Annotated in this window: 9 protein-coding genes; 3 read left to right on the top strand and 6 right to left on the bottom strand. The window is 60.2% G+C overall.

All coding sequences use genetic code 11. The features are described 5' to 3' along the window. Positions 1-25 precede the first annotated feature (25 nt). The 6 genes from IAE77_RS18630 to IAE77_RS18605 all read right to left on the bottom strand — a co-directional run bounded on the left by IAE77_RS18630 (position 26) and on the right by IAE77_RS18605 (position 6,490). Positions 26-2,296: a c-type cytochrome domain-containing protein gene (locus IAE77_RS18630; RefSeq protein WP_294229741.1), complete on the bottom strand. Its 2,271-nt coding sequence runs from the start codon at positions 2,294-2,296 to the stop codon at positions 26-28. An 89-nt stretch (positions 2,297-2,385) separates the two neighbouring features. Then, positions 2,386-3,048 (bottom strand): pyridoxamine 5'-phosphate oxidase, encoded by a 663-nt coding sequence (pdxH, locus tag IAE77_RS18625; RefSeq protein ID WP_294229739.1) that lies wholly within the window; start codon positions 3,046-3,048, stop codon positions 2,386-2,388. Between the two features lie 98 nt (positions 3,049-3,146). Continuing rightward, on the bottom strand, positions 3,147-3,989 hold the full coding sequence (locus IAE77_RS18620; protein ID WP_294229734.1) for a sugar phosphate isomerase/epimerase family protein: 843 nt from the start codon (positions 3,987-3,989) through the stop codon (positions 3,147-3,149). 102 nt (positions 3,990-4,091) lie between these two features. Continuing rightward, positions 4,092-4,292 (bottom strand): hypothetical protein, encoded by a 201-nt coding sequence (locus IAE77_RS18615; protein WP_294229731.1) that lies wholly within the window; start codon positions 4,290-4,292, stop codon positions 4,092-4,094. After that, positions 4,289-5,221 (bottom strand): hypothetical protein, encoded by a 933-nt coding sequence (locus IAE77_RS18610; protein WP_294229728.1) that lies wholly within the window; start codon positions 5,219-5,221, stop codon positions 4,289-4,291. The genes IAE77_RS18615 and IAE77_RS18610 overlap by 4 nt, the downstream gene beginning before the upstream one ends. Positions 5,222-5,293: 72 nt before the next feature. Next, positions 5,294-6,490: a Gfo/Idh/MocA family oxidoreductase gene (locus tag IAE77_RS18605; RefSeq protein ID WP_294229725.1), complete on the bottom strand. Its 1,197-nt coding sequence runs from the start codon at positions 6,488-6,490 to the stop codon at positions 5,294-5,296. 225 nt (positions 6,491-6,715) lie between these two features. Between IAE77_RS18605 and IAE77_RS18600 the strand changes: the two genes are divergently transcribed. The 3 genes from IAE77_RS18600 to IAE77_RS18590 all read left to right on the top strand — a co-directional run bounded on the left by IAE77_RS18600 (position 6,716) and on the right by IAE77_RS18590 (position 11,900). Continuing rightward, positions 6,716-7,429 (top strand): sigma-70 family RNA polymerase sigma factor, encoded by a 714-nt coding sequence (locus IAE77_RS18600; RefSeq protein ID WP_294229723.1) that lies wholly within the window; start codon positions 6,716-6,718, stop codon positions 7,427-7,429. A 121-nt stretch (positions 7,430-7,550) separates the two neighbouring features. Continuing rightward, positions 7,551-10,823 (top strand): protein kinase, encoded by a 3,273-nt coding sequence (locus tag IAE77_RS18595; protein WP_294229720.1) that lies wholly within the window; start codon positions 7,551-7,553, stop codon positions 10,821-10,823. A 108-nt stretch (positions 10,824-10,931) separates the two neighbouring features. Next, positions 10,932-11,900: a hypothetical protein gene (locus IAE77_RS18590; protein WP_294229717.1), complete on the top strand. Its 969-nt coding sequence runs from the start codon at positions 10,932-10,934 to the stop codon at positions 11,898-11,900. The last annotated feature ends 65 nt before the right edge of the window (positions 11,901-11,965 follow it).

Here is an 11,965-nt window from a genome sequence, read left to right as displayed (position 1 = left end):
ACGCCGCCGGATTGTCGAGCGCGGCCTACTTCGCGCCAAACGAGGCCACTGCCTTGCCTGTGGCATCCCACACGCGCAGCAGGCTGTCTTCGCCACCGGCGATCAGCATGCCGCCATTTGGTGTGCTGACGGCGGCCTGCATGTAGTCAGGGAGGTCGGTGATGTTGCGGATCTCGGTGCCCTCGTCGTTGACGATGCGGACGCGGTTGTCGCCAGCGGAGGTGATGATCTGGTTCGTCGCGCCGATGAATTGCAGCGAGGTCACTTCCTTCGTCCAGCCTTCGATCTTCTTCTTGCGCTCGCCAATGATCATGTCCCAGGTCACCACGGTGCCTTCAGCGCCTGCGGTGGCCAGCACGCGTCCGTCATTGCGGAAAGCCACGCTGGTGACGTGATGCGTGTGGCCCTCGAGCAGGTTCAACTGCTTCCCCGTGGCCGTCTCCGAGACGCGCACGATCTTGTCTGCGGCTCCGGACGCCAGCTTCTTGCCGTCGGGCGAGAAATCGAGGCAAAGCACCACGTCGCTGTGCTTCTCTTTCCACGTCTGCGTGGTTTTTCCGGTCGCAACGTCGAAGAAAATGATGTCCCCGCTGCGTGACAGTTCGCCGCCGCCGGTCGCGAGCGTCTTCCCGTCCGGGCTGAAACGCACGGCGTTCACACGGTCGGCAAACAGACCCTTTTGATCGATTTTGCGCTCCAGGGTCCACCGCGGTGCCGTGCCGGCCGTTTGCGTGACTGACTTGCTGGCGGTGAAAGTTCCATCGGGCGAGGAGGTGATCGTCGTCGTGGCCGTGCTTGCTCCGCTCTCCTCGATCGGTGTGCCAGTCGCCGCCGCCCAAACGCGAAGCGTGCCGTCTTCAAACATCGAGGCCACCCGCTGGGAGGCGCCTGAGAAGCTCACGGCGACAGGTTTGACGGAGCTTTTGGTCAGCGACTGCTTCAATGCCACGAGTTCCGCCGCAGCCTTGTCCTGGGCAGCCTTGGCAGCAGCGATGGCCGCATTGGCGGCCGCCACAGCCTTTGCATTGGCCGCCTTTGAAGCCGTGATGCGTTTCACATCGTCTTCGGCATCCTTCACGTTGCTCTCGGCAGCGGAAACGGCGGCCAGGGCGGAAACCTCCGTCATCTTGACCGTGATCAGCTTGTCCTGCGCGGTCTTGAGTTCCTTCTCGACGGCCACGTCCTTCTTGCCGGCAAGTTTTGCGGTCAATTCATCGACTGCCTTTTGCGCGGTGTTCTTCGCCTCGGTGGTTGGCGGCACGGCTTTCTGCTTCTCGGGCAGCACTTTGCTCATCGTGGTGATGGCTTCCTTTGCCTTGCCAAGCAGGATGTCGAGCGCCTTGTCCTGGGACTCGATCCGGGCGATCTCACTCTTCTGAAACGACTGCTCCAGCGTTTGTGCTGCGATGGTCCAGTCAAATTCCGCCATCTTCTTTGCTGCGGCCAGACTCCCGCGCAGTTCGATCACGGGCTTCACCGTCGCCACATCCCAGATGCGCACGGAGCCATCGTCACAGCCAATGGCGACCTGTTTGCCATCTGCCGACATCGCACTGCTCAAGATGACCACCTTGCCCGCTGTTGCGATCTTCTTGACCAAATCAGGGCTGGCTGGTGACGACGACGATTTCGGGGCATTCGCCGCCGGTTTTGCCATGTCGAGCTTCCACAGCTTCACTTCGCGATAGCTGCCGCTCGCGAGCCGCGTGCCATCAGGGCTGAAGGAAAGCGACTGCACCAATGCACGGTGTGCCGCTCCGTTTTTCTCCGCTGGATCGCCGACCTGCGCGACCAGCTGACGCGTGGCGAGATCATAGACAAAGATGCGATTTGAGCGCCCACAGGCCGCGTAACGACCATCCTTCGAAATGGCGAGGCAGTAGATGGGATCGACGCTCGCCGAAAAGGCCTGCAGCACAATGGTGCGTTCCTGCGGCTTCGTGCTTTTCGCTCCCTGGTCGATCCAGAGCTTCAGCGTTTCAATCTGCTCGGGCGTGAGATTCACCGCGCCCGATTTGTTGTTCGGCGGCGGCATCTCCATGTCCTTCGCATGCAACGACGCGGCCACGATCAGGCTCTCGGCGCTTTTGCCCGGGATGATCGACGGCCCCGACTCACCGCCTTTGATCATCAGTTCCGGCGTCTCCATGTTCAGATCGGCCTTCGTGGTCGTCTTGTTGTGGCACGAAATGCAGTTCCCTTTCAGGAAGGGGTAAACATCGCGATAGAACTCGAGATCGTCGGCCAGAACGAAGGCCGGGCTGATGAGAAGGGCGGTCTGGAGGAGCTTTTTCACTGGAGAAACGGGATCAGTGAAACCTACGGTCCCAGATCCAGAAACCATTCAGCCCAACGCTGCCAGTGTCGTCATTCCAAGCAGTCAATTCATGGCGCGAGACGCTCGACACTCCACCCGCCGTCCCCATCGCGTGTGTATTGAAACCGGTCGTGCAACCGGTGCGGTCCGCCCTGCCAGAACTCGATTGTCGCCGGTTCCACGCGGAAACCGCCCCAGAAGGACGGCAGCGGCACCTCGCCAGCGCTGAACTTCGCCTTGATCTTCGCCCACTCCATTTCCAGCACCTTGCGTGACGAGATGGCGCGACTCTGCGCCGAGGCCCAGGCGGCGATCTGGCTGTCACGCGGGCGGCTGAGGAAGTACTTCAGCGTTTCCGCGGTCGAAATGCGCGACGCCGTGCCGGTGATGATGACCTGCCGCTCCAGCGCTAGCCATGGAAACACCATCGAGACGTGCGGATTCGCCGTGATATGCGCGGCTTTGCGGCTTTCGAGATTGGTGAAGAACACGAAACCCCGCTGGTCGAGCGCCTTCAGCAGCACCGTGCGCACCAGCGGACGGCCATCGGGTGATGCGGTCGCCAGGGTCATTGCATTCGGTTCAATCACCTTTTCATCCACCGCGTCCTTCAGCCAGGCCTCGAACTGCACGATGGGATCCGCAAGCAGCGACTCCCGTGTGAGGATCGCGCGGGTGTAATGCCGGCGCATGTCAGGAAGATCGGAGGATGGAGTGTCTGGGCTGCTCATGTATGGACGCTGAATGAAGCGCGGCAGCCACGCCGCGCAAATCATGTGCAGAGGTCAGCTGTCTAAAATTCGATCCAATGGGAGAGTCCGGCCATCCATCAGCCGAAGACACCGCGCAGGTATTTCAAATCGTAGCCGATGTCTTGTTCGATGCCGTTGGGGACTTTGACACCTTCGAGATGCATCCAGCCGGTGTAATCGATGTCCCGCAAAGCATCGCGCACCTGGATGAAGTCGGTGCTGCCTTTGCCATAGAGGTCGGCGTAGTCCTTGGCGTGCGTCTCGCAGATGCGCTCGCGACCGAGTCGGCGGATGGCGGCGGCATAGTCCTCGCCTTCCTTCTGCATGTTGCCGACGTCGTAATAGACCTGGATGAAGGGCGACTTCACCGCGTCGAGGATGCGCTCCAAGGCATCCACCTTCAACCACGACTCGATGCCGTAGGTGATCCCGGCATCCGCAGCGAGCGGCGCGAGCTTTTTCAGCGCGGCAACGACGGCCTGAGTGCCCGCGTCGTCGTTGCGGAGGTCGCCATTGCCGAAGAAGGCGAGCAGCACGACGGGCGTCTTCATGCGCCTGACCACCTTCACGCCTTCGAGCGTCCAGCGCAGCGCCTCGGGCGAGTTTTTCAGACCGTGTTTGTTCAGCACGCCCATGGCGAGCGATGGAATGGCGACGCCGGTGTCCGCGGCGCGTTGCAGCAGGCGATCCTGCAAAGCCTCATCAAAGAGCGGCAGCAGGCCGTTGCTGGTGGGTTCGCTGCCGTAGTCCACCTGCACGCCATCAAGGCCGATGCGTTTGGCGAGATCGAGCGAGTCGGGATTCGTGGCGAGTTTCAGTGTCCAATCGCACGCCCCAAAGCGGATGCGTGGCTTGTCCGCCCCCTGTGCGGCGCAGGCGGCGAGTGCGGCGGTGGTTTGGAGAAAGCGGCGGCGTTTCATGATGATGACTTCAAACGCGCGTGGCGGAGCCGCTTCATCGGAGCGGCTGGCAGAAAGGTGGCCTCCTGTTGCTGTTCTGTATGCTGCCGGCGTGAAGAGGCCTCACTCCGTGACGCCGCGGGGCACGCGGCTGTTTTTCACGCCATGCTTGCGCCCGTTGTCGATCATCCAGGCGACGTAGCGGTAGCGCTCCATGAGCGGCAGCTTGCTCACACGGGCGATCTCGTCGCCGAACTGGCGGCGGAGGTGCTCCTCGAAGACGGAGGGATCTAGTTTGGAAGCTGATTCACGGACTGAGTTCATGGCACGGAATGTAGTCCCGGAATGAGCAAAGAGAAATTCGGAATCACATCCGGCAGCCAGCGTTCCAATCCGGGATTCATCCACCGCACGGCCTCCTCGCGGGCCTCTGCGATCATGTGATCGAGGGCAGAGGCGCTGAGCGGACGCTGCGGGAGATGCTCCTCGGCGCACGCCACCCTCAAGGCGTGGTCTTCCATCAGGGACAGTTGTTTCCCGACCAAGGCTCTTCTGACGGCGACCAAATAGGGACGCAAAGCATGCTCATACTCCTTCACACGTCGTTTTGACAACTGCTCCCAGAATAGACGCTCGATTCTGAGCGCAGGAGCCAGCGCAGAGGCATCCTCCAACAACAGCCGCAGCAAAGGACGTGCTTTGAGAAACGATTCCGGGATGTCGGGATGTCTGGCCCTCAAATCCTTCATTCTCTCCTCATCATAAATGTGCAGCCAGCCGCGAGGATCGCCGCTTTCGACGAGTTTGACTCCGAGCGCGGAAATGAACGGCCAGTCCTTGTCCCGGGTGGTGCGCTTCATGTCCGCCACGACATGCGGGTGGGCGTAGGGCGGCTGCATCTCCTGCTGCCACGGGCTGCGGGCGCGTGGTGCGATGCCGAAGACATCCAGATACGCCTCCGTGCCTGGCCATTCGAAGTGGCTCGTCCAGCCGCCACGATGCCAGCGGGCATCCAGCGGTGGGCTGATATTGCCGCGGTACTGGCATGGAGAATCGCCGAGCGGGCTGTCCGCGAGCAGCTCCAGAAAAGCCGGGTCCATGTCGGGATCGCAAAGCAGGTCGCAGTCCTTCGTCGCATCCGCCACCTCATAGGCGACACAGGCCATGCCGCTGGTGATGGCGCAGCAGATGCCGCGCTCCTGCGCCCGGCGCACGAGGCTGAGATAAAACTCGATGATTTCAAACTGGCCCATGCGGCAGACTAGAGCAGTCGAGGAGGAGGTTCAACATTCCCACCGGAGTGGATGCAAACCGCCTGCCGTGGACTACGTCTGCAAACCTCCCAGGTCCGGCGCAGGCATCGCGGGGCTTGCCATGAGTTCATCCCAGGTGACGGGTGTCTTCCGCTCGGCGGTGAGGCGGCCCATGATGGCGATGAGATTGCTGCGAATGCTCGGCGTGATGGTGCTGTTCGAGGTGTCCTTGGCCGCGATGGCCTTTTGGAAGGTGGCGATGTTTGCGATGATGCCATCCTTGTAGATGCCGGGGCTTTTGCCACCGGCGTAATACACCTCCTTCGGCCCGCGGATCATGGTGAGACCGCCGTATTCGGTGAGCAGGGCACCGTTTTCATAGTGCATGCGGTTCACGATGCCGCCGGGTGCGCCGCTGCGGCTTTCAAACTGGCGGCTGCTGAAGGTGATGCCGATATCGCCGGGGTATTCATAGACGAGCGAGTAGGTGTCGCTGTTGTCGCCGACATCCGTGCGGATGAGCCGAGCTGCCATGCCGGAGACGCGGGTGGGCGCGGCGTTGTTCATGGCCCAGTTCAAGACATCGAGCGTGTGGATGTTTTGCTCCACGATGATGTCCCCTGAGAGGTTTTTGTGGAAGACCCAGTTCAGCAGGCGGCCCTCGGCGGTCTTGTCATCGCCCTTCGCGCCGAGGCGTCCGGCGTGATACGAGGACTCGCCGTGCCCCAGTCTGCCCATCACACCGGAATGCACGCGGCGCATGCACTCGATGAAATGCGGATCGGTGCGCGTCTGGAAGTCGATGAGGAAGGTGAGGCCCTTTTCTTTCGCTTTCGCAGCACTCGCCTCGACGGACTGGCAGCCCGGCACATCGACAGCCATCGGTTTGGCGAGATAGACGTGCAATCCGGCCTCCACGGCGGCTTTTGCCTGCTCGGGATGAAACCACGGCGGGCTGATGATGGCCACGGCATCCACACCGCCCTTCGCGATGAGGTTCTCCGCGCACTTCAGGCCGCTGTGCGTGTGCTCCGGGCCAAATTGATGCTCCTTCGCGATGGCCTCGGCACGATCAGGAAAGTAATCCGCCGCCGCCGCGACCTCGCAGTAGCCGTTTTGACGAAACAGGTTCGCGATGAGGTTCCCACGCTGCCCGCAGCCGATGAGGCCGACTTTGACGCGGCTGTTCGCCTGCGAGCCGAGCGCAGTCCGCGCATGAATGGCGGAGACGGCGGCGAGGCCAGTCATGAAGTGGCGGCGGGTGTTCATGTTGGGGTCCGTTAGGTTGACGATGACAGCGCAGAAAACGCCGGTTTCCCGCCCTTCCAGCCGCGGCATCGCAAAAGACAAGCAATGCAGTCTTTTCCACCAGATGCTCTCAGTTTGACTCCAAGCTGGTGCCATCCGTCCGATGACTTTCTGCGGCGGCAAACTTTGCTGTCACGTTTCCCGTGCAAAACGTCAGGCATCTGTGGCAGCATCAGCCGACACACCATGCCCGTCTCTCCGCCCTCGCCGTTTCACACCACCCGATGGACGCGGGTCTGCCTTGCCAAGGCGGACTCGGAAGATGGGCGGCGGGCGCTCGCGGACCTTTGCGATGCCTACTACGAGCCGGTGGTGGCTTACCTCCGTCATGTGCTGCGGGATGCGGACGCGGCGCGGGACATGAGCCATGCGTTTTTTGCCATGATGCTCCAAGGAGGCAGCATGGACTCGGCGGACCGGGAGCGGGGGCGGTTTCGCTCCTATCTGCTCGGTTCCGTGAAGCACTTTGTCTCACGCCAGCGGGAGATGCAGCTTAGTTTGAAGCGGGGCGCAGGCTTGCAGACCATCTCCATGGATGAGGAAAGCGTGGCCGAGTTTTGCGACGGCAGCGTGATCTCACCTGATGCCGCTTTTGACCGTCAATGGGCGCTCACGGTGCTGGAGCGCAGCCTGGAGGCCCTGCGTGCGGAATGTCTGTCGGGAGGCAAAGTGCGCTTTTTTGACCAGGCACGGCCGTTCCTCACCGGAGACTCGGCCTACGGAGATCAGGGGTCGGCGGCGACGGCCTGTGGGATGAGCATTGAAGCCTTCCGTGTGGCTTTGCACCGCATGAAAAAGCAGCTCCGCCAGTGCATGAAGACGGAAATTGCCGGCACTCTGGAGGATGACGTCAGCGTGACCGACGAGATGCAAATCCTCTTTGAGGCACTCGGTGGATAAAAATGGGTGTAAGCATTCGCCGTCGATTCATCAGAACACAGGCATGAGCGATTCTTCCACCACCACGGACTCCACCGCACGCCCTCAGGGCCTGCTGGAGGGGCTCTCGGCCAAAGACCTCATGGCTGAGCTGATGCAGCCCACCCAGCCTGACGATGCCACGCCTGCGGCACCGCCGCTCACGCCCGAAGAACTCGCTCCCCGCTTCCCGCAGCTCGAAATCCTCGAATGCCTCGGCCGCGGCGGCATGGGCGTGGTTTACAAGGCACGGCAGAAGTCGCTGAATCGCCTCGTCGCTCTGAAACTGCTCGCGCCGGAGCGTGCGGACGATCCGCAGTTTGCCGCGCGGTTTGAAAAGGAAGCTCATGCACTCGCGGTGCTGAATCACCCGAATATCGTCGGTGTACATGACTTCGGGCAGGCGGGCGGCTTCTACTACCTGCTCATGGAGTTCGTGGATGGCGTGAACCTCCGCCAATTGCTCCAAACCAAGCGACTCACACCGAAGGAAGCGCTCAGCATCGTGCCGCCCGTCTGTGAAGCCCTGCAATGCGCCCACGACCACGGCATCGTCCACCGCGACATCAAGCCGGAGAACCTGCTCATCGACAAAGCGGGCACGGTAAAGATCGCCGACTTCGGCATCGCGAAGATCGTAGAACGAACTTCCGAGTTCGTTCCCTCGGCCGTAGAAGACCCGACTTTGGAAAGTCGGGCTACGTTCCCGCTCGGCACCCCCGACTACGCGGCCCCCGAGCAAGCCAACGGCACCGCCGATCATCGCGCGGACATATACAGCCTCGGCGTGGTGCTTTACGAAATGCTGACTGGCGAGCGTCCAAAGGAAGACATCACCCCGCCCTCGAAACGCGTGCAGGTGGACATCCGCATTGATGAGATCGTGCTCAAAGCCTTGGAGAAGACACCCGAGCTGCGATTCGCCACGGCGGCGGAGTTTCGCACGCAGGTGGAGGCGGCGGCCGCTGACTCCAATCAATCTGCTCCTGCGCCCTCGAACGTCATCACCGCCAACAAAGCAGCGATGGCTCTGCTTGCTCCGTGGTGGTTCGCAATCGTGTGGGCTGTGGTTTATGGGCTTCGCCCTTGCTGGGAGGAATGGCTCGGCAGCGGTATTGTGCTGGTGCTGGCGTATTGGATATTGAGGCCATCTAGAGCGTTCTTGGAGAAATGGTCGGGCCTCCTCCTCGCGCGAAAACATGCGGCATCTTGGGCGGCGACAGGCAGTGTCCAGTGGTTCAAATGCTGGTTCAGACTTTGTGCGCTTGGGGCAGTGACGATGTTTTACACCGGGGCTGGAAAGGCAGAGATGGTGGTCAGAAGTGCCATTAGGGGCAGCGTGAATACCTATTGGCTCCCAGCCAGCGTCGTTGCACTGGCTGGCGCGGTCTGGCTCATGTGGAGTGCCTTGATCCTCCGAAAGTTGGGACTTAATCCCAGCCTGCTACAAACAACCGCAATGCCTCCACCAAATGCCAAACCGCGTGGCTGGTGGCCGATTATTACTAGGAGCCTGATCATTGTAGCTACGTTGTTCTTCATCATCCGCGGCGTGGCGTCTTTGTTGCCACCTGTGCCCAATGCGGTTCATGTCGAGTGGTCGAAGCAGTCTAAAGTGCCAGACACTTCCAGGGCTCCCGCTGGAAGCGATTCCATGCAAAAGGAGAAAGCTGTGGTGGCGGTGATGGAACAACCTGCAGCACGAGAGCCAGCTCCCCCTACCCCTCGGACAGGTCGTCAGTCGGTAGAGATTCTCGATAGAGGCTTTCTGTTCGCGGATCGGGTGGAGCGAAAGCCCAATGGCGACATCGAAGCATCAGGCCCAGTTACCTATCAGGGGCAGCCTATCATTGACGGCAAGCCAACCCATGTCAGCAGCGGCGACGCCCGTTGGAATGCCCAGTCTGGCAAGCTCCTATTCACCCAGTTGCCGAGCCTCACATCTGGCCCCGGCAAGCAACTCGTAGCCCAGCCTGGGGAAACAAGGATGATGCTAACCAGTGATGGCAAGATCCAAATCCATGGCCCCTTCCGCGCTGGGTTCACGCCTGCCGAAGTAGCCACCCAGGCCTCAATGAACTCCGATTCGCAGCCGACAGCCCGGCCAAAGGAGGTGGAGAATCGCTCAGGCGAGCCAACAGATCCAACGGTGCACTCAAAGAGCGAACCTGTGTTTAGCGACCCTAACCGCAAAACACTCCGTATCTCAGCAACCGGAATAAAGCCGCACTTCCAGTTTGCAGGAAACAAGGTGTTCGAAGTCCGTCAGGCAGGAGCAGCCAAGGACGAGGAGATCAAGGCAGACCTTGAAAAAGCCAATGCGGCAGGTGGATTTGATTTCAGCGTCCGCGTAGAGGCTGACACGCTTTACATCCGCCCCCATCAATGCGCTTTCAGTGCTTGGTCTGACACCGACCTACGATGGAGGTTCTCCGCCGATCGCGCACGGGAACTGGCAAGTGATCTGGTGGTTTCCAATGACGAGAAGACGCTCATTCAGGGCCAGTGGCCGGTGTCATGCCTGTTCAGAACGTCTCGCGGGCTGATGGGCGTATTGACTGTGACCAATACAAAGATTGGAGATGGCCGATTCGCTGATTTGTCCTTTGAATACGAGCTGATCAACAAGCTCTCAGGGTCGCCAAAGACGAAAAAAGAGTTCCTCCAGGCGGCTAATGCCAAATGGGACAGAGGCGACTATGAGGAAGCAATCCATGTCTATGATGAGGCGATCAAGATTCATCCAGGCGAGATGGGATTTCATCTGAACCGGGCAAATGCCTGCGCAGCTCTCAAACAATATGAGAAAGCACTCACAGGCTACCAGGAAGCCTTGCGGCTTGCCCCTTCCAACGAGAACATTCGCCGTGCTCGCAGCATGGCGTTGTATGAAATGGGCAGATACGATGAAGCCATCGCTGATCTGGACATCGCCGTGAAGTCCTCGCCAGAAGGAGTGAACTTTGACCTTCGCGGACGTGCCCACCACGCCAAGGGAGATTATCGCGCCGCACTCGCTGACTATGAGAAGGGAATGCAGGCGACTCCAGGTTACACCTTGCACTTTCTCGACCTCGCCTGGCTGTTGGCCACCTGCCCTGATGCGTCGATCCGTGACGGGCAAAAAGCTCTTCAACTGGCTAGGCTCGTAATCGGGGATGACAACGGCACAATGTATCGCGTCCTTGTTGTTCACGCTGCGGCTCATGCGGAGGCGCAGGCCTACGCTGAAGCCATCAGGCTCGAACAACGCCATCTCGACTCGCTTCCCAAGGACAGCGAGGAGACCAATGAATCCAAAAAACGCCTGAAGCTCTACCAGTCGCATCACCCCCTGCGCAGCAACCAGCCGGTTCTGCGGGAGATGTGGCGTTGAGGCAGAAACGGCGGTTTCATATCCCCAGCTCCAACCGCTCACCCACTGACACATCGCCTGACTTCTCGCGTTAGATCGGATAGTTATCCTCCTTCACCAACCGCCCCTGTGAAAAGTCATTCCATCCTTCACTTCGCGCTCACCTTCCTGTTCGGCTTTGCCGTCTCGGCAGCTCAGGCTCAGGACACCATGCGTGATTTCAAGAATGCCGCTGGCATTGTCATCAAAGCCAAGGTGGTCACCATCACCGGTGACAAGGTCGTCATAGAACGAACGGATCGAAAGCAGTTCACCGTCGCCATCAGCACGCTGTCAGTCGAGGATCAGGCCTACCTGAAAACCTGGAAGCCCTCAACGCCCGCGACTTCCTCCCAGATACCCTCCACGGCTGGTGAAGCGGAGATCATTCCTGTGCCCAAGCGCCTCAATCTCTCCGACTTCTATGCGAAGTGCGTGATGGTGGAGGACTTTCCGGTGGTCAGTTCCGGCAAGGTGCCGGATGCCGCCCTGCTGGAGGCTCGAAAGATCATCCTCATGATGGTGGCAAAGCAGCCCAAGATGCTCAAAACCCTGGCGAAGAACAAGGTGAGGGCTGCCATCATGGCCAGCACGGAAGTGACCACCGACATCCCTGAGCACAGCGATCTCACGCCCAAGGACTACTGGGACAAGCGGGCACGTGGCGTGGGGGCCACCTCGGCACGCCCGGCCACCTCCGGGGCCGAGGAGAATCTCCTGAAACTGCCCGGAGACCGCTACAAAGGAGAAAACATCTTCCTGCACGAGTTCGCGCACACGTTGCACCTGATGGCCATCAACGACATGGACTCACGTTTCGATCAAAAGCTGCAAAAGGCCTACAAAGAGGCCATGGCGGCGGATCTCTGGAAGGGCACTTACGCCGCCACGGACCACAAAGAATACTGGGCCGAAGGTGTACAGAGCTGGTTCAATGCAAACCTCGAAGCCATTCCAACCAACGGCATCCACAACCAGATCAACACCCATGATGAACTCAAGGCCTACGACCTTGGGCTGTATGAACTGATCGCGGAATGGTTGCCCTCGCCACCATGAAGCCGCGGTGGCGTTGTTCTGCCCGCCCAAAGAAGATCTCTGCGTTCTTTCCACCTCTACGGTGC

Source organism: Prosthecobacter sp., assembly GCF_014879935.1.
GTDB lineage: Bacteria > Verrucomicrobiota > Verrucomicrobiia > Verrucomicrobiales > Verrucomicrobiaceae > Prosthecobacter.
The sequence above is the reverse complement of the archived record's forward strand: the minus strand, read 5'-3'. Positions and strand labels throughout refer to the sequence as shown.